At 45.7% G+C, this 24,356-nt stretch carries 21 protein-coding genes; 15 read left to right on the top strand and 6 right to left on the bottom strand.

Translation table 11 applies throughout. The features are described from left to right. Position 1: 1 nt before the first annotated feature. Both ACUM5Y_RS01360 and ACUM5Y_RS01355 read right to left on the bottom strand, forming a co-directional pair. Entirely contained in the window at positions 2 to 1,150 is a 1,149-nt protein-coding gene (locus ACUM5Y_RS01360; RefSeq protein ID WP_445975052.1) for an extracellular solute-binding protein, read from the bottom strand. A gap of 8 nt (positions 1,151 to 1,158) precedes the next feature. Next, positions 1,159 to 2,250, bottom strand: coding sequence for an ABC transporter ATP-binding protein (locus tag ACUM5Y_RS01355; RefSeq protein ID WP_445975051.1), 1,092 nt, complete (start codon positions 2,248 to 2,250; stop codon positions 1,159 to 1,161). Between the two features lie 180 nt (positions 2,251 to 2,430). Between ACUM5Y_RS01355 and ACUM5Y_RS01350 the strand changes: the two genes are divergently transcribed. From ACUM5Y_RS01350 to ACUM5Y_RS01340, 3 genes are read left to right on the top strand one after another with little or no spacing between them, the layout of a single operon-like run. Then, positions 2,431 to 3,189, top strand: a complete 759-nt coding sequence (locus tag ACUM5Y_RS01350; protein ID WP_445975050.1) for an MBL fold metallo-hydrolase — start codon at positions 2,431 to 2,433, stop codon at positions 3,187 to 3,189. 20 nt (positions 3,190 to 3,209) lie between these two features. Continuing rightward, complete coding sequence (locus tag ACUM5Y_RS01345) at positions 3,210 to 4,238, top strand: LacI family DNA-binding transcriptional regulator (protein ID WP_445975049.1); 1,029 nt, start codon at positions 3,210 to 3,212, stop codon at positions 4,236 to 4,238. A gap of 30 nt (positions 4,239 to 4,268) precedes the next feature. Continuing rightward, complete coding sequence (locus ACUM5Y_RS01340; protein WP_445975048.1) at positions 4,269 to 5,048, top strand: inositol monophosphatase family protein; 780 nt, start codon at positions 4,269 to 4,271, stop codon at positions 5,046 to 5,048. A gap of 36 nt (positions 5,049 to 5,084) precedes the next feature. Here the strand turns inward: ACUM5Y_RS01340 and ACUM5Y_RS01335 are convergent, their stop codons facing one another. Continuing rightward, positions 5,085 to 5,966, bottom strand: a complete 882-nt coding sequence (locus tag ACUM5Y_RS01335) for a LysR family transcriptional regulator (RefSeq protein ID WP_445975047.1) — start codon at positions 5,964 to 5,966, stop codon at positions 5,085 to 5,087. Positions 5,967 to 6,093: 127 nt separating this feature from the next. Here ACUM5Y_RS01335 and ACUM5Y_RS01330 point away from each other — a divergent pair, with 127 nt between their 5' ends. The 4 genes from ACUM5Y_RS01330 to ACUM5Y_RS01315 all read left to right on the top strand — a co-directional run bounded on the left by ACUM5Y_RS01330 (position 6,094) and on the right by ACUM5Y_RS01315 (position 10,189). Then, complete coding sequence (locus tag ACUM5Y_RS01330; protein ID WP_445975046.1) at positions 6,094 to 6,798, top strand: CoA transferase subunit A; 705 nt, start codon at positions 6,094 to 6,096, stop codon at positions 6,796 to 6,798. A 47-nt stretch (positions 6,799 to 6,845) separates the two neighbouring features. Further along, positions 6,846 to 7,505: a CoA transferase subunit B gene (locus ACUM5Y_RS01325; RefSeq protein WP_445975045.1), complete on the top strand. Its 660-nt coding sequence runs from the start codon at positions 6,846 to 6,848 to the stop codon at positions 7,503 to 7,505. A 26-nt stretch (positions 7,506 to 7,531) separates the two neighbouring features. After that, positions 7,532 to 8,707, top strand: coding sequence for an acetyl-CoA C-acetyltransferase (locus ACUM5Y_RS01320; protein WP_445975044.1), 1,176 nt, complete (start codon positions 7,532 to 7,534; stop codon positions 8,705 to 8,707). Positions 8,708 to 8,809: 102 nt separating this feature from the next. Then, positions 8,810 to 10,189 (top strand): TIGR00366 family protein, encoded by a 1,380-nt coding sequence (locus tag ACUM5Y_RS01315; RefSeq protein WP_445975043.1) that lies wholly within the window; start codon positions 8,810 to 8,812, stop codon positions 10,187 to 10,189. A gap of 206 nt (positions 10,190 to 10,395) precedes the next feature. Here ACUM5Y_RS01315 and maiA read toward each other — a convergent pair whose 3' ends face one another. From maiA to fahA, 3 genes are all read right to left on the bottom strand, one after another. Continuing rightward, a complete protein-coding gene (gene maiA / locus ACUM5Y_RS01310) occupies positions 10,396 to 11,034 on the bottom strand; it encodes a maleylacetoacetate isomerase (RefSeq protein WP_445975042.1) in 639 nt (212 codons plus the stop codon). Between the two features lie 75 nt (positions 11,035 to 11,109). Then, positions 11,110 to 11,640, bottom strand: coding sequence for a VOC family protein (locus tag ACUM5Y_RS01305; protein ID WP_414682152.1), 531 nt, complete (start codon positions 11,638 to 11,640; stop codon positions 11,110 to 11,112). 125 nt (positions 11,641 to 11,765) lie between these two features. Next, positions 11,766 to 13,082 (bottom strand): fumarylacetoacetase, encoded by a 1,317-nt coding sequence (gene fahA / locus ACUM5Y_RS01300; protein WP_445975041.1) that lies wholly within the window; start codon positions 13,080 to 13,082, stop codon positions 11,766 to 11,768. A 181-nt stretch (positions 13,083 to 13,263) separates the two neighbouring features. On the opposite strand from fahA, the gene ACUM5Y_RS01295 reads away from it, so the two are divergent. The 8 genes from ACUM5Y_RS01295 to xylB all read left to right on the top strand — a co-directional run bounded on the left by ACUM5Y_RS01295 (position 13,264) and on the right by xylB (position 24,284). Beyond that, entirely contained in the window at positions 13,264 to 14,043 is a 780-nt protein-coding gene (locus tag ACUM5Y_RS01295) for an IclR family transcriptional regulator domain-containing protein (RefSeq protein ID WP_445975040.1), read from the top strand. A gap of 183 nt (positions 14,044 to 14,226) precedes the next feature. Further along, positions 14,227 to 15,807 carry an alkaline phosphatase family protein gene (locus ACUM5Y_RS01290; RefSeq protein ID WP_445975039.1) on the top strand — a complete coding sequence of 527 codons (1,581 nt, stop codon included), beginning with the start codon at positions 14,227 to 14,229 and terminating at the stop codon, positions 15,805 to 15,807. A 63-nt stretch (positions 15,808 to 15,870) separates the two neighbouring features. After that, positions 15,871 to 17,742, top strand: coding sequence for a TRAP transporter permease (locus ACUM5Y_RS01285; RefSeq protein ID WP_445975038.1), 1,872 nt, complete (start codon positions 15,871 to 15,873; stop codon positions 17,740 to 17,742). Positions 17,743 to 17,776: 34 nt separating this feature from the next. After that, a complete protein-coding gene (locus ACUM5Y_RS01280; RefSeq protein ID WP_445975037.1) occupies positions 17,777 to 18,796 on the top strand; it encodes a TAXI family TRAP transporter solute-binding subunit in 1,020 nt (339 codons plus the stop codon). Between the two features lie 266 nt (positions 18,797 to 19,062). After that, the gene (xylF, locus tag ACUM5Y_RS01275; RefSeq protein WP_445975036.1) at positions 19,063 to 20,061 is read left to right on the top strand and encodes a D-xylose ABC transporter substrate-binding protein; all 999 of its coding nucleotides are present in this window, start codon (positions 19,063 to 19,065) and stop codon (positions 20,059 to 20,061) included. A gap of 19 nt (positions 20,062 to 20,080) precedes the next feature. After that, on the top strand, positions 20,081 to 21,646 hold the full coding sequence (locus tag ACUM5Y_RS01270) for a xylose ABC transporter ATP-binding protein (protein WP_445975035.1): 1,566 nt from the start codon (positions 20,081 to 20,083) through the stop codon (positions 21,644 to 21,646). Position 21,647: 1 nt separating this feature from the next. Then, positions 21,648 to 22,778 carry a sugar ABC transporter permease gene (locus ACUM5Y_RS01265; protein ID WP_445975034.1) on the top strand — a complete coding sequence of 377 codons (1,131 nt, stop codon included), beginning with the start codon at positions 21,648 to 21,650 and terminating at the stop codon, positions 22,776 to 22,778. Positions 22,779 to 22,832: 54 nt separating this feature from the next. Next, a complete protein-coding gene (gene xylB, locus ACUM5Y_RS01260) occupies positions 22,833 to 24,284 on the top strand; it encodes a xylulokinase (RefSeq protein ID WP_445975033.1) in 1,452 nt (483 codons plus the stop codon). The last annotated feature ends 72 nt before the right edge of the window (positions 24,285 to 24,356 follow it).

Genomic DNA, 24,356 nt, shown 5'->3' with positions numbered 1-24,356 from the left:
ATTAATTAGAGACTTTGCGCTCGTAGCCTTCTTTGATGTCGTCAAAATATTCCGCGATCGGGAAACTTTTGCCGTATTTGGCTAGATCACTTGGGGTGATTTCTGCGAATAATTTCTCCCAGCTGGCTTTATCCAGTTTGTTTTTGACGTTTTCTGCATCAATACCTGGGTACCAATTAAAGCGTTTCACTATGCCTTCCGCTTGTACTTCAGGGCTGGTGGCCAAGGCAATAAAGTCACGGGCCAATTGCGGGTTAGTGGCTTTACTCGGGGTTACATAGTACATAGGCTGACCCGGCATGCCCGGTGCAATCAAGGCTAACTTCATAGATGGCGGGATCTTGCCTTGCTCTTTCCAGCTATAAAACATATCGACCCATACTGGACCCATGAAAATTTCACCACGATTCAGCATATCAAGTGTGCCGGCATTACCTGGGGTAAAGGTAACGTTTTGATTAAAGGCTTTTAACTCTGCAAATGCTTGGTTCCAGTCGTTTTTCTTTTGGCTATCGTAAGACTGGCTTGATAAAGTGTTGGCATCACTACCGTAGGCATAAATCCAACCAGTGACAAAGCTCACCCCAGACATACCATTTTTAATGCCGTTGTAACCAAAAGCTTTTGGATTCTTTTGCGTCCAAGTAACTAACTCATCGTAGGATTTTGGTGGGTTCTTTACAAAAGCGCTATTGTAAGCAATCGCTGTTTGACTATGGAACATTGGCATAACATAGCCTTGCACATTGGTGCCTAACGCATTGTTTGCACTGTCGCGAGTAACCATGGCGCCGGTGGCAATATCATCGCGATACTTAGCCAGAAGTCCTTCTTTGACCATTTCACCACCGATTTTTTGATGCACAACCGCCACATCAACGTCCCAGTTGGCTTGATTACTGTCTTGTTGTGCTGACAGTTTTTCGAATATTTTGTGAGAGCCTGCATCACCCGGTCCTGTACCGACCACCTTGATTTTTACATCTGGGTGCATGGCTTCGAATTTAGGTGCTAAATAAGTTTTTACGTAATCCACCATGTTTTGGCTACCGGCAGTAGCAACGTTTAACACGGTTTCGGCTTGAGCAACGGCTGAAAATTGTGCGAGGCCAAGAGTGGCGATGACAGCAATTTTAGTTTTAGTAAACATGATATTCCTCATTGATTCGACGTAAACGACATAGAATTAGATTGTGCACAAGTCTCGACAGTATGGTCGTAGATATGCAACCCAGAGTTTGGAACACGTAAGGTAACGGGAGTGTTCATAGGCAAATCAACACTGTGATCTACCTGTATAATGTGCGTCCCGCAGCGCACACTAATTCGATAATTATTGCCAAAAAAAGCCGTGTCTAAGACGTGCCCTTGAATACTAAGGTCAGAGTCTTGTGACTCTGCCTGAGGCGCATCACTGACGAGACTTAGTTGCACACTTTTGCTGCGAAAATATACTGACTTGGAAGGCTTGTTAGAGTGTTCGGGCAAGTTCAAATTGAGGGTGATGGCGGCATCCTCACAGGGCCAAATGAGGTGGTTTTCCGCCCCCATAAAATCGGCCACAAAGGCACTTTTTGGCTGTTGGTAAATTTCTTCTGGGGTACCTATTTGTTCAATGCGCCCTTGGTTAAGGACGGCAATACGATCGGCCATCACTAAGGCTTCTTCTTGATCATGGGTGACAATCAAAGAGGTAAAACCGAGTTGTTTTTGCAGGGCTTTAATCTCATGGCGCACATTGAGACGTACCTTAGCATCAAGGTTTGATAAGGGTTCATCTAGAACCAGCACATCCGGACGTATGGCCAAGGCGCGAGCCAAGGCAACCCTTTGGCGTTGACCACCTGACAGGGCGGTAACCTTTTCATCCTCTAAGCCATCCAATTTTACAATGCTTAATAATTCGCTAACTCTTTGCTGTATTTCTGCTTTACTGACTTTTTGTACCTTTAAGCCATAGGCAATATTTTGCGCTACTGTCATATGGGGCCATAGGGCATAGCTTTGAAATACCATAGTGATATTGCGCTTTTCAGCAGGCAATTTACTTATGTCACGTTGGCCGATAAAAATCTCTCCTTGGGAGATAGGCACAAAACCGCAAAGGGCATTCAGCAAAGTCGTTTTGCCGCAGCCAGATGGACCTAACAGGGCAATCATTTCCCCTTCCTCAACGGACAAGCTGATATCGTTCAAGATGCGTTTATTACCGTAACCTGCTTGTAGGTTTGCCATGTGTAACCGTGTCATCTGCTACTCCAAGCTTGCCTAGTGGCTGTTCTAGGCTTTTTTTAAATTATTTTGCAAAAATGAACACGTGTTCACTTTGCTGTAAAAAAAATGTAATGTCTAAACGACATTATGGGTGCCTACTTTGTCGTACTTTTGTGACATTTTAATTAAAGCTGCAAAATAACTTTGAGAGAGAAAATGAAAATCGATGTGATTGGTAGTGGCAGTGCATTTTCTAAAATCAACAACACTTCCGCGCTACATATTAGCGATGAGGCTGGTAAACAATGGTTGATTGATTGTGGGCCCACCGTGCCAAGAGCGCTCTGGCAGCGTCATATAGATGTAAATGCGATCGATGTAATTTACTTCACCCATATACACCCAGACCATAGTACGGGCCTAACCGCTTTACTGAATAACTGGAAAAGTTTTAAACGCCATAAAGCTCTACAGATCTATTGCCAACGTGAGCAAAGAGAGCCGTTGCAGGCTTTAGTTAGCTTGGCCGTATGGCCGGAAACGAGCATCTGTTTTGAAATTATTTGGCATGATATTGAAGAGGCTTTTGCATGGCAGAATTGGCATCTGCAAACTGCTTCCACACAACATGAAATGTCCAATAAAGCCATTCGTATCAGTGTAGATGATCAAGTGTTGTTTTACAGCGGAGACGGTCGCCCCACAGCCGCTAGCGAAGCGCTTATGCAAGGTGCAGATTTGGCTTTTCAAGAGTGTGCGTCGTTTAAAAGCCTAGCAAAGGACTCTTCACATGGAGATTACGCAGATTGTGTACGTTTGCTAAAGCAGGGTGGTATTGGACACTTAGGGCTTTATCACTGCTTTGATGAAGCGATTGTTCACTTGCAACAAGCGGCCCAGAGTATAGATAACTTATTTGTTAGCCAAGATGGCTTGAGCTTGAATCTGGCTCAATTACCGTCATCCATCCGCTAGAGAATTATAAGGAGAGAATTTTGACAAAAACCAGCAAAAAAGCTTCTGTTACGGCTCAGGATGTTGCCTTGCGCGCTGGTGTATCAAGGGCTGCGGTGTCACGTACCTTTACTAACAACGGCAGTGTCGCAAAACATACCCGAGAAAAAGTGCTACAGGCAGCCAACGAGTTGGGCTATCAGGTGAATTTTTTAGCACAAGGCTTAAACCGTAAGCGCAGTCAGCTGATAGGGGTGGTTGTAGCAAGGCTCAGCGACCCTTTTCGTAGCGGATTGCTAGAAGGACTACTGCTTGAAATCCAAAATCAAGGTTATCAAGCCATGGTCACCGAAGTGCGCAACGCCGATGGCTTGGAAGAGACCATTCGCCGCTTTACGCAATTTCGCGTCTCTGGCGTTATTGTTACCTCAGGGCAACCTCCCAGTGAGCTGGTCAATGAGTGCGTACAGCATAATATTCCGGTAGTGGGTATTAACCGCCAGATGGATATTAAGGATGTGGATTTTGTCTGCTCAGACAACAAAACTGGCGCGGCATTGGCAGCCCAACAATTGATTAACAGTGGTTGCCAGCAACTAGCTTGGCTCAACTATCAAGGCTCCACATGGGGTGGACTTAACCGTGGTGAGTGTTTTAAAGATGCCATACATCAACACCAATTACAGGTTACCGACTTACTTGCTGAACAAGATGGTTATCAGGGAGGTAGAGCAGCCGCTCATCGCTTGTGTGAGACAGGTGAAAGGCAAATCGATGGTGTGTTTTGCGCTAATGCCCAGCTGGCATGTGGTTTTTTGGATGGTATGCGAGAACATGGCTTTGATGCTCCGCAAGATTTTCATCTGATCGGTTTTGATGATACCGAGCTAACGGGCCAATACAGTTATCAGCTGACCACTATTAAACAAGATATTCGCGCTATTGCTAAGCAAGCCATGACTAACCTACAAATTCGTGGTCAGGATGCAGCTGCACAGCAGCGCTTTGACACAGTGCCAGTGTCATTAACTGTAAGAGCCACTTCACCCGCTCTTAATCCTAATCCCTAACATAATGATTGTTTTTTTAAGGACCATATAATGCAAATGCGCGATCAAGATTTTATCCTAGAGCAAGCGGTTAGGTTGGCAGGGGAAAAAGCTCAAGTTTTACGCCAGCAAGGTTTATCGATAACAACCAAGGGTCGTCAAGACTTTGTATCTCAAGCCGATCTCGAAGTAGAGAAAACGCTTAAACAAGCGATTTTGGCCCTGTATCCCAATGATGCTTTTTTGGGGGAAGAAGGGGGTTTTAGCCCAGCGGCAGAACCTGATAAAGCGCATGGCATTTGGGTGATAGACCCAATCGATGGTACCAGTAACTATCTACAAAATATGGACTATTGGTGCGTGTCCGTGGCCTATGTCGTTCAAGGTGAAATTCAATTAGGCTTGATTTACGCACCCGATAGAAATGAGTTTTTCTTTGCCCGTAAGGGGCAGGGGAGTTTCTTAAATGGTGAAAAGCTTTCTATGCGTGAGCCGGAGATTGGGCAGGCGATTATCGGTCTAGGGCGCTCTAATCGAAGACCTTTAAGCGATTATCTAAACGTATTAACTCGCCTCGATGAGCAGGATGTGGAATACCGACGCTTTGGTGCCGGGGCATTGATGCTGGCCCATGTGGCTTGTGGCCAGGTTCATGGTTATTTTGAAGCACATTTAAACAGCTGGGATGCGTTAGCTGGCCTATTATTAATTGAACAGGCGGGTGGGAAAGTGCCTGATTTTTTAGCTAATAATGGTCTTTTAAAGGGCAATCCTATGTGGGCGGCTAGCCCTAAATTATGGACGCAATTAAGTGCTGATTTAGGCGCTTAATAGCACTCGTTTCGTAAATGTTAGACCTATTGCAAATTACGCATAGGTCTCTATCAATACATCGAGCATGGCGGCTGCGGCAATCGAAAGATTGGATCTCGGCTTACAGATGACGCCCACCCGACGGGCAATTTCAGGTGATGCAATTGGGCGGCAAATGGCCCCTTGTTCCGTTGCCTGTTGCTGACAAAGAGCAGGCACAACCGCTACCCCCATGCCTTCACTGACCATACGGCTAACCGTGGTGAGCTGATGGGCATCAAACGCAACACTCAATTCTATTTCAGCCTTTTGAAGGGCCCTTTCTATCATGGTTCGCACACTGGAGGGGCGCTGAAGGGTGATGAAATCATAAGCCAAAATCGCTTGCCAAGTCAGGCTCTGCTTTTCTGCTAAGGGATGATCAGCTGGTAAAATAGCGATGAACTTATCTTCGTATAAAGGGTAGAAAGCCATGTCGATGGGGTAGTAAGGCTCAAAGGAAATGCCCAGTTCCACCTGATTATTACTGACCATTTCCACCACAGTATCAGAAAGTACATCGTCAATGGCAACCTGAATGTCTGGGTAGACATCATGGTAATTCCGAATCGCTTTCGGTAACAAGGAGGCGGCAAAGGAGGGCATGGCCGCGATGGTGATTTTACCAAGCTGCAAGGCAAAGCGCTGTTTCATTTCCTCTTCAGCATTTTCCCACTGAGTTAACAGGCGTTTGGCAATCGGCACCAGCGCTTCACCTTCAGGCGTCAAGGCTATGGTACGCGTGGTACGGGTCAGCAGCTTGCCGCCCAGATTGTCTTCTAAATTCTTAATCGACAAGCTCAAAGCGGGCTGAGATAAGTGCATCATATTGGCTGCGCTGGCAAAACTCATGGTTTGCGCCACCGCCAGAAAAGCTCGAACTTGCTTAATATTCATTTGCAAAACTTATTAATAAATAGGTAATTTAAATTTAATTAATTTATCTCCTTGAGTCAAACTGAGACTCATCGATGCTTCCCCCAGAAGCATACCTTAAACACCGACTGATAATGGGAGAATAACAATGGCGGGTTTTGACAAGGTCGTAACCAGTTACGCAGCCGCCCTAGAAGGGCTTGAAGACGGCATGACTGTCCTCGCCGGGGGCTTTGGCCTGTGTGGCATTCCAGAAAATCTAATTCAGCAAATCAAGCTTAAAGGCACCAAAGACCTAACCGTGGTTTCTAATAACTGCGGCGTGGATGATTTTGGGTTAGGAATTCTTCTGGTGGACAAGCAGATCCGCAAGATGATCTCTTCCTATGTGGGTGAGAACGCACTTTTTGAAAAACAGCTATTGGCTGGCGAATTAGAGGTGGAATTGACTCCCCAAGGTACCTTAGCCGAAAAAATGCGCGCTGGCGGTGCTGGTATTCCTGCTTTCTACACCGCAACAGGTGTGGGTACGCCCATTGGTGAAGGTAAGGAAATCAAAGTTTTTAATGACCGCGAATACCTACTAGAAGAATCCATTACTGGTGATTTTGCCATTGTGAAGGGCTGGAAAGCGGATCGCTATGGCAATGTTGTTTACCGTCATACCGCACAAAACTTCAATCCACTCGCCGCCACGGCAGGCAAGATTACCGTGGTAGAGGTGGAAGAAATTGTGGAAGTAGGCGAGCTAGACCCAGCCCATATCCATACCCCAGGAATTTATGTAGATCGTGTTATTCAAGGCAGTTTTGAAAAACGCATCGAACAAAAAACTGTTAAAGCCGCACAGTAGCGTCCCGTCCGTCGTAGCAAATATTTGAAAATAACAAGAGGTGAAAGATGGCACTTTCTCGAGAACAAATGGCACAACGTGTGGCCCAAGAATTACGTGATGGCTATTACGTAAACCTGGGAATTGGTATTCCAACTCTCGTGGCAAACTTCGTTCCAGACGGAATGGAAGTGATGCTGCAATCAGAAAATGGTTTGTTGGGCATGGGCGAATTTCCCACTGAGGAAACCATGGACGCCGATATGATCAACGCTGGCAAGCAAACCGTTACCGCCGTTAAAGGCGCATCGATTTTCTCTTCAGCAGAGTCCTTTGCCATGATACGTGGTGGCCATGTCGACCTAACCGTATTGGGCGCCTTCGAAGTAGACGTGATGGGCAATATCGCATCTTGGATGATCCCCAATAAATTGGTAAAAGGCATGGGCGGCGCCATGGACCTTGTTGCAGGTGCTGAGAACATTATTGTCACCATGACTCATGCATCGAAATCTGGTGAGTCGAAATTATTATCCGCTTGTTCGTTGCCATTAACCGGTAAAGGCTGTATCAAAAAAGTATTGACCGATTTAGCTTGGCTGGAGATCGAAGACGGTGCGTTTGTGTTAAAAGAACGCGCCCCTGGGGTGAGCGTGGAAGAAATTCAGCAGAAAACTCAAGGCAAGTTAATTATTCCGGATCATGTTGCTGAGATGCAATTTAATTAACATTAAACCTTGTCGGAGAGATCAATATGAAAGCTGTTATTGTCAGTGCTGCCAGAACACCTATAGGCTCCTTTAATGGTGGTCTATCAGCTCTTAGTGCCGTGCAAATTGGTACTCAGTTACTTACTGCCATGTTGGCGAAGCAACCTCACTTAAAAGAACAGATCGATGAAGTCATTTTAGGCCAAGTGCTGGCTGCAGGTTGCGGTCAAAATCCAGCGCGCCAAACGGCTATCCATGCTGGTTTGGATCAAAGCGTGAGTGCCATGACCATTAATAAAGTATGTGGTTCTGGTTTAAAAGCTGTGCAGTTGGCGGCCCAAGCGGTATTAAGTGGCGATGCAGAAATGGTGGTCGCCGGTGGTCAAGAAAGCATGAGCCAAGCGGCCCACGTATTACCACAGAGCCGCAATGGTAAAAAAATGGGCGACTGGAAAATGGTCGACACCATGATCAGTGATGGTTTATGGGATGCTTTTCATGACTATCACATGGGGCAAACTGCGGAAAACATTGCCGAGCGTTGGGGCTTTTCAAGAGCAGAGCAAGATGCATTCGCTGTACATTCACAACAAAAAGCTGCCGAGGCGCAAGCCCAAGGTCGTTTTGAAGATGAAATAGTGCCAATCAGCATAGCTCAGCGTAAAGGTGAGCCTTTAATCGTCGCACAAGACGAACAGATTCGTGCCAATACTAGTTTAGAAACCCTCGCTAAATTACGTCCTGCCTTTGCCAAACAAGGTACCGTAACCGCAGGTAACGCTTCCACACTAAACGACGGTGCCGCCATGGTAATCGTCACCACAGAAGAAAAAGCTCAGCAATTAGGTTTACCTATCCTTGCGGTGATCGAAGCCTCTGCCAGTGCTGGGGTTGATCCTGAAATCATGGGAACTGGGCCGATTTCTGCCACTCAAAAAGCCCTAAGTAAAGCAGGTTGGAGCAGCCAACAGCTTGATCTTATCGAGGCCAACGAAGCCTTTGCAGTACAAGCCTTATGCGTTAATAAAGAACTTGCCCTAGACACCAATAAAGTCAATGTGAATGGTGGCGCCATTGCACTTGGTCATCCTATTGGTGCGTCGGGCTGTCGAATTCTAGTCAGTCTAATACACGAGATGCAGCGTCAAGACCTAAACAAAGGTTTGGCGACACTCTGTATTGGCGGCGGAATGGGGGTCGCTATGCTGGTGTCACGTTAGTCACCAGCGAGTAATGTCCCGAACAAAACTATGCCAAAAGCATAAATAAAAAAGGCCTCGATCCGAGGCTCCTATAATAAATATAATATTAGGACGATAACTATGAGCACAAATGTAGCCCAATTAACCCTGTTACAACGGCTAAGTAAGTTTTTTGTTACCCTGTTACAACGTTACCTACCAGACCCTTTTATCTTTGCCATCGTGCTGACCCTAGTGGTATTCGTACTGGTTATGCCCAGTACCGGACAAGGGCCTATGCAGGTGGTGAATGCGTGGGCAGGGGGCTTTTGGAAACTTCTGACCTTTGCCATGCAAATGGCAATGGTGGTCGTCACCGGTCATGCGATGGCCAGTGCGCCAGCCTTTAAACGTAAATTAGCCATGCTAGCGGGCATTGCTAAAACACCGGGTCAAGCCATTGTTTTGGTTACCTTTATTAGTGCGGCAGCGTGCTGGATTAACTGGGGTTTCGGCCTAGTGGTTGGGGCGATTTTCGCTCGTGAAATCGCTGCTCGTGTGAAAGGTGTGGATTACCGTTTGCTCATCGCTTCTGCTTACAGTGGTTTCTTATTCTGGCATGCGGGTCTGTCGGGCTCGATTCCATTAGCGATTGCCAGCGGCAGTAATAATGAAGTCATCACTAATGGTGCTGTGGTTGGTGCTATCCCAACCTCTGAGACCATTTTCTCTACCATGAACTTGGCGATTCTTGGGGTGATGTTTATCACCATTCCGCTATTGAATCGTTTAATGCATCCAGCCCCTCAGGATACGGTTTCTATTGATGCGCATTTGCTAAACGAGCAAGAAGTCGAACCAGAGCAAAAATCCAAAGCGGATATGTCACCAGCGGAACGTATGGAAAACAGCCGTCTGTTATCTTACCTACTGGGTGCCATGGGCTTCGCCTACATTATTTACTACTTTGTGAATAATGGCTTTGCCTTAAATCTAAACATTGTTAACTTCACCTTCTTGTTTGCCGCAATTGTGCTTCATGGCACACCAAAAAGTTTATTGAACTCTGTTTCTCAAGGGGCAAAAAACTGTGCGGGTATCCTACTGCAGTTTCCTTTCTATGCGGGCATTATGGGCATGATGACAGCCACCGGTGATTCTGGCGCATCCTTAGCTGGGGTTATCTCAGAGGCGTTTGTGTCTGTATCAAATGAAGTGACCTTCCCACTATTTACCTTCCTAAGTGCAGGTATTGTGAACTTCTTTGTACCATCTGGTGGCGGTCAATGGGCGGTGCAGGCGCCTATTATGATGCCAGCAGGGGCCGCTTTGGGCGTGGATGCCGCGAAAACTGCGATGGCCATTGCTTGGGGTGATGCGTGGACCAATATGATCCAACCTTTCTGGGCATTACCTGCGTTAGCCATCGCAGGTCTTGGCGCGAAAGATGTCATGGGCTACTGTATTCTTGCCTTGCTAGGCTCAGGCGTGATCATTTCAATTGGCTTGTTAGTATTTTAATCTCAGCAAATTGAGAGTGAGCAAATAAACCAGCTACGGCTGGTTTTTTTGTGCCTGTAATATCGCTTGTTACAGAGTTCTTGGGGGTGGGGGAAATAAAGACAAAAAAAGAAATTGTAAAAGCTCAAACTGAGCTGTTTTTTACATATTCATCTGCTAACCAGAGCGGCTACCCCTTAATTTATTTTTCAGAAACGATGGCAAGTTTAAGCGTCTGGCTGACAAGATGGGTGAGCATTTTTGAATGCTGGCAGCGCTTCTAAGGCTTCGTAAATTCGGACAATAGTTGGGTATGCGCTTAAGTCTGTTTTAAAGCGAATCGCATTAAACACCTGTGGTACCAAACATAAGTCTGCCAAGGATGGCGTGTTCCCATAACAAAAGTCGCCTACTTTTAGAGACCCAGAAAGCTGAGTCTCTAATGCTCGAAAGCCTTCATGAATCCAATGTTGATACCATGCAATTTTTTGCTCCTCCGTCACACCAAATTCACCAACAAGGTACTTAAGTATTCGTAAATTGTTTATCGGATGAATATCGCACGCAATGACTTGAGCAAGACTACGAACATGGGCTTTTTCAATAATATTATCTGGTAATAATCTGTGAGTATTTGGGTAAGCCTCATCCAAATATTCACAGATAGCAAGAGATTGATTAAAGAGCATTCCTTGATCTTCAAACGCAGGGACAAGCCCTTGTGGATTACGAGCCAAATGCGCCTCACCTTGTTGCTCATTTTTCAGCAAGTTAACGGGAAGCTGGTGGTAAGCTAACCCTTTAAGATTTAATGCTATTCTCACTCTGTAAGCTGCCGATGAACGACAGTAATCATAAAGAATCATCCGCTTAACCCCGGCTAAAATGTGTATTCAAGAATGGTAAGACGCAACAAGACACCAAATGGCATGTAGTGGTGTTTAATTTTCTTCGTGTAACCAGGCTGCATGCTTCGGTGCTTTCTTAGTTTTCGACCATTCTTCCAACATAAGAGGCGCGACGTCTGCTAGTTGTTTCATTTGCTCTGGGGTACCTGAACGATACGTTAACTCTAAACGGTGCCCATTTGGGTCAAAGAAGTAGATTGAGTGAATGATGCCATGATTGGTCACGCCAAGAACATCAAGCCCTTTGGCTTCTAATTCTTCTTTGGCAGCAATAAGTGCTTCACGGTCAGCCACTTCAAAAGCGATATGTTGAACCCATTCAGGGGTATTCTCGTCACGGCCCATTTTGGGGGAATTAGGTAGCTCAAAAAAAGCCAGAATGTTGCCTTGCCCTGCATCTAAAAAGAGGTGCATATAAGGGTCAGGTGCTTTTGTAGAAGGAACACGGTCTTCAGCAATGGCCACCAAAAAATCCATATTCAAGTATTTTTGATAGAACTCCACGGTTTCTTTGGCATCATGGCAGCGGTAGGCAACATGGTGAATCTGCTTAATATTTATCATGATTATATTCTCTTAATTTCAGTCATTTTATTTTTGTAATTGAATCATGACAGCCAAGGCGCTGATCATGACACTTCATTTCGAGTCAAAGCGCTCATCTGTTGATAAACGCTTCTTACAACAAATTAACCTTTAGCAGGTAAAACGGTTGCAACGACTTCACCAAAACCAATCGCTTTAGCGCCTTCTTTTTCACAACGGCCTCGCATAATGACGGAGTCACCATCTTGCAAGAAGGTTCTCGTTTCTCCGTTTTTCAGCTCTAGGGGCTGTTTTCCACCCATAGAAAGTTCAAGCAGTGAGCCTGCTTCTTCATGGTTCGGCCCAGATTGTGTTCCACTACCAAGGAAGTCTCCCGGCTGTAAGTTACAACCATTGATAGTGTGATGAGCGAGCATTTGCCCAACTGTCCAATAGGAGTAAATAAAGCTAGACTCAGACAATTTCACGGCAGGTGTATTTTCAGATCGCATTTTTTCTGAATTAAGCAACACTTCTAGCTGAATATCGTATGCACCTTTCGCACGGTTTTGTTCTGAGTCCAAATAAGGGAGTGGCTGAGGGTCTTCATTGTCTCGCGTCCACTCGGCTCTAAATGGTGCCAGAGCTTCAGTTGTGATAATCCATGGAGAAACCGTGGAAGCAAAACTCTTCGAAAGAAATGGTCCTAAAGGCTGGTATTCCCAGGCTTGAATATCACGAGCTGACCAATCATTAAAAAGACATAATCCAAAAACATGCTCATCCACATTATCAATGGAAATAGGCTCTCCCATGTCATTACCAGAACCAATATAAATCCCCACTTCCAGCTCGTAATCTAAACGTTTACAAGGCGCGAGAACGGGCTCTAACGCATCAGGTGCTTTAATTTGCCCCATTGGGCGGTGGAAATTCTGCCCCGACACACCAATAGACGACGCCCGACCGTGGTAGCCAATAGGAACCCATTTATAATTAGGTAATAATGGATTATCGGGGCGAAATAAAGAGCCAACGGTTGTGGCATGATGAATCGAAGTGTAAAAGTCCGTGTAATCACCGATTTTACAAGGCACGGTGAACTCTACATCTGCCTGTGGAATAAGGCAGTTTTCGAGGATCTTCTGAGCTTTAGCACCCTCACGTAACGCTTTCGACAGAGCAAGACGTAAAGCCGACCAAGCTTCTGTCCCCATTTCCATAAACTCATTTAATGTTGCCTGAGAGCAGGCTTTTGCCGCACGCTCTGCCAAGCCAGAAAAGACACCGCTTGTCAGTGCTGCTGATAGGTCAACGACTTGATCGCCAATGGCGACGCCACCGCGGAAGGCTTCGTCACTCTCTTGTCGACGAAATACTGCAAAAGGTAAATTTTGGATTGGGAAATCACAGGCATCTTTGTTGGCGCTGAGCACCCAACTCGTAAGACTTGGATCGTGCGTTTCGTTAAGTTGAGTCATAATTATTTTTCCTTTACGTAACGGTTACGTTCTAACAATGGGAAAGATTCTATAGCTCAAAATAGGAATACGTTTTTAGCATTTCACTTGGTGAAACTTTCAGTTATCTTATGAATTAAAATTGAAAAGTACGTTGAGAAAACTCAATGACGTCTAATAAAAATAAATAAAAGGACATAGTATGGTGAAGTCAATCGAAGCTCTAGCAAGAGGTATTCAAGTTTTAGACAAGCTTAGAGACAAGTCTCCGATGTCATTGGCTAATCTTCATCACGAAACGGGTATTAGCAAAGCCACTCTTTTACGTATACTCAAAACTCTACAAGAAGCAGGCTGGGTCTATCGGTCTTTAGGCGATTCACAATATCGCTTGTCTTACTCACTGCAACATGTCAAAGAAATACAGAAGACTTCTGTCGCGTTAGCTGAACTGGCCTCACCTATCATCAAAGACTTGCAGCGCGATCTGCAATGGCCCTCAGACATTGCCGTACGAGACAATTTAACTATGCGAGTCGTTGAATCTAGCCGGCCACAAGCCACTTTTATTCTTAATAGAGAGCAAATAGGCATTAAGCCTGCGATGCTTTTTTCGGCTTTGGGGCGCGCTTACTTGGCATTTTGCTCGAAAGCAGAGCAAGACGAGATTATCAAAGGCATCAAAGCCACTGGCGGCAAAGAAGGGCGTCTAGCCCATGACGCGGTTTGGCTTGAGCAACTTTTAAAAAAAACCAAAGCGCAAGGTTTTGGAGAGCGGGAAGCCAATTATTGGGGCGTAGGTTCAACGGATGGTCGTCGCATAGAAGCGATTGCCGTACCTATTATTCATCAAGATAAAGTCATTGCTTCTTTAACGGTTGCTTGGCCAGAAGGAAATGTTGAAGCGTCCAAGATACGCTCCCTTTTTCTGCCTCGCTTACAGTTGGCAGCCAAACAGATATCAGACTGCTTGCCGTCATAAGGCTTCTAAAATTACTCTGTTTCACCTAGTGAAACCCCATAGTTTATTTATCTAAATTACCCATACCATGGCCACTAATAGCTTATTACTGATCAATCTAAGTCATTGGATTTCATCAGCAGCATTGTTTCTTGTGTTCTGAAGACAAGAAAACTCATTAAAATAATAAGAGGCTGAAACATCATGGCTGAAAAACCGAACATTCTATTTATCATGGCAGATCAATTACGAGCCGATTACCTTGGCTGTAATGGACACCCTAGTATTAAAACGCCCACTATTGATGCTTTGGCAAAAGAAAGCGTCAATTTTAAACGGGCCTACACCCAAGCGCCTGTTTGCGGCCCTTCTCGTATGTCATTTTACACCGGCCGTTACGCACTCTCACATGGCGCAACCTACAACAATGTGCCATTAAAAATTTCAGAAAAGACAATCGGCGATTACTTACGTCCCCATGGCTACCGTGTTGGTCTGGTTGGTAAAACTCACATGCGAAAAGATGTCGAGGGCATGGAGCGTCTTGGTGTTGATCCTGATTCCTCTAGAGGCGTGTTGGTCAGCGAATGTGGCTTTGAGCCTTACGAAAGAGACGACGGGTTACACCCAGATCAAAGTGTCTCCCCTGACCTTGGGTATAATAATTTTCTTAGAAAGCTTGGTTATGAAGGGCATAATCCATGGCACGAGTACGCTAATTCAGGCGAAGATGAGCAGGGCGAAATACAAAGTGGCTGGTACATGCGCAATGCTCATTTGTCCGCTAGGGTGAAAGAGGAGCATTCTGAAACGGCTTTCACAACGAATAGAGCCATGGACTTTATTCAAGAATCAAAAGGCACTCCTTGGTGCTTGCACCTGAGCTACATTAAGCCTCACTGGCCTTACATCGCGCCTGCCCCTTATAACAGTATGTACAGCATCAGCGATATACTGCCGCGCAATGCGACTGAAGCCGAAAAAGAAAACCTTCACCCTGTTATTGACGCATTTATGGGTCATAAAGAGTCCGTCGCTTTTTCTCGGGATGAAGTCCGCGAGCGCGTTGTTCCAACCTATATGGGCTTGATTACTCAGCTAGACACGCATTTAAAGCGCCTTATTGAGTTTCTGAAAAGCACAGGAGAATACGATAATACTGTAATCGTCCTGACATCTGATCATGGAGATTATCTTGGCGATCACTGGCTTGGTGAAAAAGATTTGTTTCATGAAGCCAGCTCTCATATTCCCATGATTATTCATGACCCTCGCCCAAGCGCCGACATCACACGAGGTTTAGAAGATAAGCGATTGGTAGAAGCCATTGATCTGCTGCCTACTTTTCTTGACCTGATTGACGCAAATTCAAGCAGTCATACACTAGAAGGGCGATCTCTTCTCCCAATCCTACGAGGAGATAACCCCGCCGCTGATAGTTGGCGCCAATACGCCTTTAGTGAAGCCGATTTCGCATGGCGACAAGCACGACTAACACTGAACATGGCACCTGATCAAACTCGTGCTGTCATGGTTGCCAGTCAGCGTTGGAAATATGTGCATTATGAACATTTCAAACCACAACTGTTTGACTTGCTAAACGACCCGTTAGAACAAAAAGATTTAGGTACAGATCCAGCGTACGAAACCATCCGCCAGGAAATGCAAACGGCACTCCACGAATGGTTTAGGCAGCGAAAGAGCCGTACGACTGTCAGCAATGAGTTTGTGGCAAGTGTCACCAATAGTGCCCATAAAAAGGGCTATTTGTTCGGCTATTGGTAAACACGACTTCACTCTCAGTTTTGTTATTAAGCATTTGCATAATAAATATAAAAGGCAAAGGTTATGAATTCATCAACATCGTCTCCAACTAAAATAACCCTAGGGCAATATCTCATCGCCCCATTATTTCTATTGATGGTTGGTTCCGTTATTTATACTGCTGGCTGGGGTATTTATGACGACACTCTCGTTCGGGTGGGCACTTTTTGCCTGTCCGTGATCATTCTAATTGCGGCAAAACTCATTAAAAACAAAAGTTCACTGATAAGTAAATTAGTGGATTTATGTCTAGTAGGCCTCATATCAGCGGCAGTTTATCGCTATTACTGGGTGTCTGAAGAACTTGAGTCTGGTTTATACGAACTGGAAAATATTGATATTCTGTATGCTATAGCAGGCTTATTGGTGTTAGCCGAAATGATGAGGCGCGTTGTTGGCTTTCCTCTTGTTCTCGTGTGTTTGACCTCTATCGTTTATGCCTTATATGGAAACTATTTCCCCGATGTAATAGGTCACGCAGGCGTTGATCTCAGCGAGCTTCTTACGACCGTTTGGTATAGTTTTGATGGTGTTTTTGGCCGTCCTCTTGCGGTTGTTACCTCCACCATTCTTATCTTTATTTTGTTTGGCTCTTTGCTCGAAACACTGGGTGTTGGCGATGTCTTACTAAAATTCGCCTTTAAAGTGACACGACATTTTGCGGGTGGCGATGCTCACGCTGCCGTTCTGGCAAGTGGTCTATTTGGTACTATTTCTGGTAGTGCTGTTGCCAATGTAGTGGGGACTGGCGTTATTACTATTCCCATGATTAAAAAGCGTGGATTCTCTGCCAAATTTGCGGGGGCAGTAGAAGCTGCGGCTTCCAGCGGTGGCCAGCTAATGCCTCCCATTATGGGCGCTGTTGCCTTTATCATGGCCGACGTTACTGGTATCTCTTATCTCAATATTTGTCTTGCCGCGTTGATTCCTGCGCTTTTCTATTATGGGAGTTTATTTGCTTTCATTTCTACGGAAGCAAAACACTTGGGCATGCGACCTCAAAAAGAAGACGCCGTTATTACTTTAACCTTAAAAGACAAGCTTAAGTGCCTTCCTTTTTTAATACCTTTAATACTTATTATTGTTTTAATGGTGCAAGGCAGTAGTCCTGCCATGGCAGGTTTCTGGGCATTGATTAGTGCAACACTACTAGGGCTTATTATTGAGCCCGACTTACTCCGTCAGCCTAAGCGCTTATTAGGAATGGTAGTTAACGGTGCCAAATCCTGCGCAACCATTACCATCGCGGTCGCTTCTGTCGGCATTATTATTGCCGTGATGAATAATACAGGATTGGGTTTAAGATTCGCTGAAGCCATTCAAGTTGTAGGAGAAGGTAACCTTTTCTTATCTCTTGTTCTTATGGCCATTGGCTGTCTTGTGTTAGGCATGGGTATGCCGACAGTTCCAGCCTATTTGATCATCATATTGGTTATGGGGCCGGCGGTAACAGCTCTGGGTGTGGATACAATCGCTGCGCACTTATTTGTGGTGTATTACGCTGTTTTGTCCTCCGTCACACCGCCTGTTGCATTAGCTGCCTTTGCGGCAGCGCCTATTGCAAAAGCCAACCCCCTAGCACTAAGTGTTACAGCGCTTCGCTTGGCAACAATCGGATTTTTAATTCCGTTTGCTTTCGTGTACCAACCCTCTCTATTACTCATCGTTGATAGCTTTAGTATCGTCGGATTAGTAATAGCATTGCTGACTACTTCCGCTGCCATTGTGTTGATTGCTTCTGGGTTTGCATCGAAAGGATGGCTACGTTTGCTGCTTGTCATAGTAGGTATTGTGACCATTCTTCCTTTCTGGTGGATTCAAAGTGTGGGCGGAATAACGGCACTTGTACTTCTTATAAAAGCGAGAAAAGAAAAAAATCGTAACTTAAACCAATGATCCAAATAAATATAAAAAATGGAGAACCTAGATTATGAAATGCTTATTTTCTAAAAAAGTCGGACTCACTCTTACTTGCTTAATCAGCACTGCTGTTCTGTCACTAAATTCTGGCCATGTTGCTGCCAAAGAGACTTTCCGAATGTCCACATTAGGGCCAGGAACAAGCCCTTATATGGTGATGACAACCTTTGCCAATACCGTGAACAAAAATTTGCCTGAATATTCCATTGTGGTTAACGCTACTGGGGCCGCCACAAAGCACGCACTTGATGTGTCCAAAGGCAAAGCTGACTTTTACATGAGTTCTCCCATACTTCATCAATTAATGAGCAATCAGCTTGCCATGTATAAGAAAATTAAAGGGGTGAAAGAGCTGTCTAAAGACCTTCGCACCATTTTTAACTTTTCGATGGGAGTCTACCACTCTGTGGTCTATGCAGATTCCGGCATTGAAAGCATGCAAGGCATCAAGGGAAAACGTGTGTTTGTCGGCCCTCCAGGTAGTGCCACACGCCGCACGGTTGTACAGATGATAGAAGCCGTGACTGGTTATAAAGCTGATGAAGATTACAAAACGGTAAAATTAGGTTGGGATGCTGCAGCTCAATCCTTTCAAGATGGAAATCTAGATGTGTACTTTAACCCAACCAACGCACCTAGCCCTGCGATTAGCCAAATTGCTCTTACCAAGAAAATTCGTTTCCTAGGCATTCCTAAAGATGACTTGGAAGGAAATGAAGGTGTGGCAGCATTAACCAAAAATCCAGGGTTTCGTATAACTCAACTAAAACAAAACACTTATGGAGAGAACCAAGTCAATTCTGATGATGTGTACACTTTAGGCGTGACAGTTGGTATCAGTACAAATAAAAACATCCCTGAAGAGACCATTTACAAGATGACAAAAACCTTCTGGGAGAAAATTACCGCTCAATACGATAGTGCCCCTTGGTTAAGCAACATTTCCCTAGACAAGGCCTTATTGGATTTGAATATGCCTTTACACCCTGGTGCAGAGCGCTATTACCGTGAAGTTGGGATAATAAAATAACCCCCGCATCTAGACTCAGGCACGATCATTTCAATTGGCTTGTTAGTATTTTAATCTCAGTGAATTGAAAGTAAGCAAATAAACCAGCTACGGCTGGTTTTTTTGTGCCCGCAATTTTGCTTGTTACTGAGTTCTCGGGGGGTTGTAAATAAAGCTAAAGGGAAACAAAAAAAGATAATACACCTAATTTGAGCCTGCCTTTACATTGTAATGACTCCTTTTAGGAGGCGCTTCAATCAATAAAAATAAAATAAAAGGAAAAGAAGATGAAGAAAATTGTATCAATGACTTTGATCGCTGCGTGTGTAGCAGCATCCGCCCCTGCCATGGCAGCCGGTGAAAAAATTGGTTTGCTAATGTCGGACTTACGACTAGAACGTTGGCAGAAAGACCGTGACTTATTCACTGAAGCCGCAGAAGCAATGGGTGCTAAAGTTTATACCCAATCCGCCAACGGCAATGTGAATACACAAATTTCACAAGTGGAAAATATGATTTCCCGCGGTGTAGATGTGCTGGTGATTGTACCTGAAAACGGTGAAGTACTCGGCAATGTGCTGGCGGAAGCGAAATCAGAAGGTATTAAGGTATTAGCCTACGACCGTTTGATTAAGTTTGCTGACATTGATCTTTATGTATCCTTCGACAATATTCGTGTGGGTGAGATGCAAGCAGAGGCTTTGCTAGAGCGTAAACCAACCGGTAACTATTTCCTATTGGGCGGTTCTCCAACCGACAATAACGCCAAAATGTTCCGCCAAGGACAAATGAACGTTATCCAACCTGCCATCGATGCCAAGAAAATCAACGTTGTAGGTGACCAATGGGCCATGGGTTGGTCTGCTGAAGCCGCTTTGAACATCATGGAAAACGGCTTAACGGCTAACGCCAACAAGGTAGATGCCGTCGTGGCGTCTAATGACTCCACCGCAGGTGGTGCGATTCAAGCATTAGCGGCGCAAGGTTTAAGTGGCAAGGTGGTGATTTCCGGTCAAGACGCTGACTTAGCGGCAATGCGTCGTATTGTCGCGGGCACGCAAACCATGACAGTTTATAAACCTATTTCTAAACTGGCAAAAACCAGTGCTGAAATGGCAGTTAAGCTGGCTCGTGGCGAAAGCATTGACGTAAATGGCCATGTTAATAATGGTCAAAAAGACGTTGATGCTGTGTTACTTACTCCTATCGCGGTAACCAAAGATAACCTAGATGCAACCGTCATTGCCGACGGCTTCCATTCTCGTGACGACGTTTACAACCCTTAGTTTGTTCGATAGCTGAATCATGGCACTCGCAAGAGTGCCTTTGCTTTTTCATAGAGGTGTCATTATGAAGCAGCCCTTATTGGATATGCGTGGGATTGTGAAAAGTTTTTCGGGTGTGCGTGCCTTAAATGGCGTGAGCATCCAACTCGACAAGGGCGAAGTATTGTCCGTGTGTGGCGAAAATGGATCGGGTAAGTCTACCCTAATGAAAGTGCTGAGTGGTGTCTGGCCCTACGGTACTTATGAAGGTGAGATTCACTTTGATGGACAACAGGTTAAGGCGAGTAGCATTCGAGACACGGAAGCGTTAGGTATCGTTATTATTCACCAAGAGTTGGCCTTGGTGAAAGAGCTTAGTGTGCTAGAAAACATCTTTTTGGGTAATGAACTAGGCTCCCAAGCACGTTTGGATGACGAAGCCATGTACCAGCGCACGGCTGAGCTTTTAAGCCGAGTAAAGTTAGATGTACTACCCGATACCCCTGTGCGTGAACTGGGTGTTGGTCAACAACAGCTGGTGGAAATTGCTAAAGCATTAAACAAAGATGTGAAGCTATTAATCCTAGATGAGCCAACTTCTTCTCTAACCAGTAAAGAGATTGAAATACTGCTGGATATTGTTAAGCAGCTAAAAACTCAGGGCATTGCTTGTATCTATATTTCCCATAAGTTGGACGAAGTGTTAGCGCTTTCTAACTGGGTGGCGGTGATCCGTGACGGTGACCATATTGCCACCAAAGCCGCTGACCAACTCACTCAAAACGACATTATTGGCATGATGGTTGGGCGTGAGTTAGATGAATTATTCCCCCGTGAATCCCACCCCATTGGCGAAGTGATATTACGGGTCAAAGAAGCCACCGCCAGCCAGCATGGGGCATCTCGTCCCCAGGTAGATAATGTCAGTTTCGAGCTAAAACGCGGTGAGATTTTAGGAATTTCTGGGCTTATTGGTTCTGGTCGAACCGAGCTAATGCAATGTTTGTACGGAAGCTATGAAGGGCAATACCAAGCCCAGATAGAACTTGAAGGAAAGGATATCTTGATTCGCTCCCAGCGCGTGGCATTGCAGGCGGGAATTGCTATGGTGCCAGAGGATAGGAAGCGTCATGGCATTGTGCCCATCATGGGGGTTGGTCGCAATATTACCCTGTCTATGTTGGGTCAGTACTGTGGAATGCTCGGGCAAATAGACGAAGAGCGGGAAAACCAAGATATTGAAGAGTACATCGCCCGTTTAAAAGTCAAAACCGCCACGGCAGAATTAGCCATCAAAAACCTCAGTGGTGGTAATCAGCAAAAAGCCATTATTGCTAAGTGTCTGCTAAGCAAGCCGAAAATCCTGATCCTCGACGAACCAACCCGCGGTATTGATGTGGGGGCTAAGTACGAAATTTATAAACTCATGTACGCGCTGGTGAAAGAAGGGGTGTCCATCATTATGGTGTCTTCCGAGTTACCGGAAGTCATAGGCATTAGTGACCGAGTGTTAGTGATGCATGAAGGGCGTCTGAAAGGCGAGTTTGATCATCAAGGCTTAACCCAAGAAACCATCATGAATTGTGCTATTAAAGAGGGCGCATAGAATGTTTAAAAAAATAAAAACCAGTCAGTTACAACTTTTAGCCATGTTGGCCGCCATGTTGTTTATCGTGGTGTTCTTCTCCATCGCTACCGAAGGCGCATTTATTACGCCGCGAAATATTTCTAACCTATTGCGTCAAACCGCCATAGTGGGCGTGCTCGCTATCGGTATGGTATTTGTCATCATCAGTGCCGAAATCGACTTGTCGGTAGGCTCTATGATGGGGCTGTTGGGGGGCATCGCGGCCATTTTAGATGTTTGGTTCCATCTGCCCATTGCGCTAACAATACTGATCACAGTGGCCACAGGCTTGGTACTTGGTCTATTTAATGGTTGGTGGGTCGCTTACCAGAGAGTGCCATCTTTTATCGTTACTCTAGCGGGCATGTTAGCCTTTCGCGGCATCCTGGTGGGGTTAACCGAAGGGGTCACTGTTGCACCGACCTCCAGTGCTTTAGCCGTAGTAGGGCAAAGCTACCTGCCTTCTGGTTGGGGCATGAGCGCCATCGGTTTATTGTGCCTAGGCCTAGTCGCCAAAGTGTACTCTCGCCGCCAAGCTCGCAGTAAACATAAAGTCGTTAACAAAGCCGCTAAGTTTGAATATGGTCAGGCAACCATTGCTGTCGTCTGCCTGTTGACGCTGTTTTTTGTGCTGGACAATTACCGTGGTATTCCAACACCGATTTTGATCATGGGCATACTTATTTTACTGGCAACCTATGTGGCCAAACGCACAGCCTTTGGCCGTCGTGTTTACGCTATTGGCGGCAATATTGAAGCGACACGCATGTCTGGGGTGAATGTTGAACGTACCAAAATGATGGTGTTTGGCTTTAACGGCATGATGGTAGCGGTTGCCGCCTTGATCCTTACTTCACGCCTTGGGGCAGGCTCTCCTGCCGCCGGTAACATGGCTGAATTGGACGCCATTGCGGCCTGTGTCATTGGTGGCACCAGTTTAGCGGGCGGTGTGGGTACGGTATTTGGTGCCATCATGGGGGCGTTAATCATGGCCAGCCTTGATAATGGCATGAGTATGCTGGATGTACCGACGTTTTGGCAGTTAATCGTTAAGGGAGCCATTTTGTTGTTGGCGGTTTGGTTGGACGTAAAAACCAAGAAAGCCCAATAAAACATCATGGCAAGGCGCTTGAGTCATTAAGCGCCACCTTTAAGGAGAATGATTATGTATATCGGCATTGATTTAGGCACCTCGGGTGTGAAAGTCATCTTGATGGACGAAGCTGGCAACGTAGTGGCAAGTGAAACTGCTGGGCTGCAAGTTTCTCGCCCTCAGCCTTTGTGGTCGGAGCAGCAACCAGAAGATTGGTGGCAAGCCACAGATGCGGCGATGAAATTGTTGGCCAAAGGGCAGGATCTCACCCCAGTAAAAGCCATTGGTTTATCTGGTCAAATGCATGGGGCGACCTTGCTCGACAAGCAACATAAAGTGCTAAGGCCTGCTATTTTATGGAACGATGGACGTTCCTTCGAAGCGTGCAAAACTTTGCAATTACAGTGCCCAGAAGTGCAGTCCATCACTGGCAACTTGGTGATGCCAGGCTTTACCGCGCCAAAATTACTCTGGTTAAAAGAGCATGAACCAAGGGTTTATCAACAAGTCGATAAAGTCTTATTACCGAAGGACTATTTACGCTTTCGGATGACGGGAGAATTTGCCACGGATGTGTCCGATGCCTCTGGAACACTCTGGCTCGACATGCAAAGTCGTGGTTGGAGTGATCGTATGTTGGCCGCCACAGGATTAGACCAAACACATATGCCAAAGGTGCTGGAAGGTTGTCAGGTGAGTGGTTATCTAGACCCGCAGCTTGCGAAATCCTGGTCTCTAAGCTGTGTCCCTGTGGTCGCGGGTGGCGGTGATAATGCCGCTGGTGCGGTCGGAATGGGAGTGATAAAAGAAGGCCAAACCATGATGTCGTTAGGCACCTCCGGGGTTATTTTCTCAGTAGGAGATGGCTTTAGCGCTAACCCGGCGTCTGCGCTGCACAGCTTTGGTCATGCGTTGCCGAATACTTGGCATACTATGTCGGTGATTCTAAGCGCCGCCAGTTGCATTGATTGGGTGGTGAAACTGGCAGGCTTTGCTAGCGTGTCAGCAGCGTTTGAAGCGCTCCAAGCCAGTGGTAAAGAAACCACGAATCTGGTGTTTCTGCCTTACTTGAGCGGAGAGCGTACGCCTCATAATAACCCGAATGCCAAAGGTGTTTTTTGGGGTATGGATCATCAAACCACAGGGCTAGATTTACTACAGGCTGTGCTCGAAGGGGTCAGCTTTGCCTTGCTCGATGGTTTAGATGCGGTGCGTTCGGTGCAAGAAGTCAGTGAACAAATTGATGTCATTGGCGGCGGTGCACGCAGTTCCTATTGGCTGCAACTGTTGGCCGATGTGTTTGCGATCACTATGGATTACCGTGAAGGAGGAGAGGTGGGCCCTTCCCTTGGAGCGGCTCGTCTAGCGGCGATTGGTGTTCGAGGAGAGGCCGCAATTGATAGCATTTGTTATCGCCCTGGGCTGATACAAAGTTTTGCGCCAAACCCTCAGCGCAGTGCGTATTTATTAGCTCAGCGGGAGCGTTATCTGAGTTTGTATCAAGGTGTGAAAGGCATCCAATAAGTTGACAAGGGCTTGTAACAGGGAGGTTAAAGCCCTCACAATAGTCATTCCTTATTAAAATAAAAATCAGCG

The organism is Marinomonas dokdonensis (assembly GCF_052747885.1).
The sequence above is the reverse complement of the archived record's forward strand: the minus strand, read 5'-3'. Positions and strand labels throughout refer to the sequence as shown.

Excerpts from the sequence above, each read along its gene's own strand:
- ACUM5Y_RS01280 (WP_445975037.1), top strand. The coding sequence starts at position 17,777 with ATGAAATGCTTATTTTCTAAAAAAGTCGGACTCACTCTTACTTGCTTA.
- maiA (WP_445975042.1), bottom strand. The coding sequence starts at position 11,034 with ATGATTCTTTATGATTACTGTCGTTCATCGGCAGCTTACAGAGTGAGA.
- ACUM5Y_RS01305 (WP_414682152.1), bottom strand. The coding sequence starts at position 11,640 with ATGATAAATATTAAGCAGATTCACCATGTTGCCTACCGCTGCCATGAT.
- xylB (WP_445975033.1), top strand. The coding sequence starts at position 22,833 with ATGTATATCGGCATTGATTTAGGCACCTCGGGTGTGAAAGTCATCTTG.
- xylF (WP_445975036.1), top strand. The coding sequence starts at position 19,063 with ATGAAGAAAATTGTATCAATGACTTTGATCGCTGCGTGTGTAGCAGCA.
- ACUM5Y_RS01295 (WP_445975040.1), top strand. The coding sequence starts at position 13,264 with ATGGTGAAGTCAATCGAAGCTCTAGCAAGAGGTATTCAAGTTTTAGAC.
- ACUM5Y_RS01270 (WP_445975035.1), top strand. The coding sequence starts at position 20,081 with ATGGCACTCGCAAGAGTGCCTTTGCTTTTTCATAGAGGTGTCATTATG.
- ACUM5Y_RS01360 (WP_445975052.1), bottom strand. The coding sequence starts at position 1,150 with ATGTTTACTAAAACTAAAATTGCTGTCATCGCCACTCTTGGCCTCGCA.
- ACUM5Y_RS01290 (WP_445975039.1), top strand. The coding sequence starts at position 14,227 with ATGGCTGAAAAACCGAACATTCTATTTATCATGGCAGATCAATTACGA.
- ACUM5Y_RS01340 (WP_445975048.1), top strand. The coding sequence starts at position 4,269 with ATGCAAATGCGCGATCAAGATTTTATCCTAGAGCAAGCGGTTAGGTTG.
- ACUM5Y_RS01350 (WP_445975050.1), top strand. The coding sequence starts at position 2,431 with ATGAAAATCGATGTGATTGGTAGTGGCAGTGCATTTTCTAAAATCAAC.
- ACUM5Y_RS01335 (WP_445975047.1), bottom strand. The coding sequence starts at position 5,966 with ATGAATATTAAGCAAGTTCGAGCTTTTCTGGCGGTGGCGCAAACCATG.
- ACUM5Y_RS01265 (WP_445975034.1), top strand. The coding sequence starts at position 21,648 with ATGTTTAAAAAAATAAAAACCAGTCAGTTACAACTTTTAGCCATGTTG.
- ACUM5Y_RS01285 (WP_445975038.1), top strand. The coding sequence starts at position 15,871 with ATGAATTCATCAACATCGTCTCCAACTAAAATAACCCTAGGGCAATAT.
- ACUM5Y_RS01330 (WP_445975046.1), top strand. The coding sequence starts at position 6,094 with ATGGCGGGTTTTGACAAGGTCGTAACCAGTTACGCAGCCGCCCTAGAA.
- ACUM5Y_RS01355 (WP_445975051.1), bottom strand. The coding sequence starts at position 2,250 with ATGACACGGTTACACATGGCAAACCTACAAGCAGGTTACGGTAATAAA.
- ACUM5Y_RS01315 (WP_445975043.1), top strand. The coding sequence starts at position 8,810 with ATGAGCACAAATGTAGCCCAATTAACCCTGTTACAACGGCTAAGTAAG.
- fahA (WP_445975041.1), bottom strand. The coding sequence starts at position 13,082 with ATGACTCAACTTAACGAAACGCACGATCCAAGTCTTACGAGTTGGGTG.
- ACUM5Y_RS01325 (WP_445975045.1), top strand. The coding sequence starts at position 6,846 with ATGGCACTTTCTCGAGAACAAATGGCACAACGTGTGGCCCAAGAATTA.
- ACUM5Y_RS01320 (WP_445975044.1), top strand. The coding sequence starts at position 7,532 with ATGAAAGCTGTTATTGTCAGTGCTGCCAGAACACCTATAGGCTCCTTT.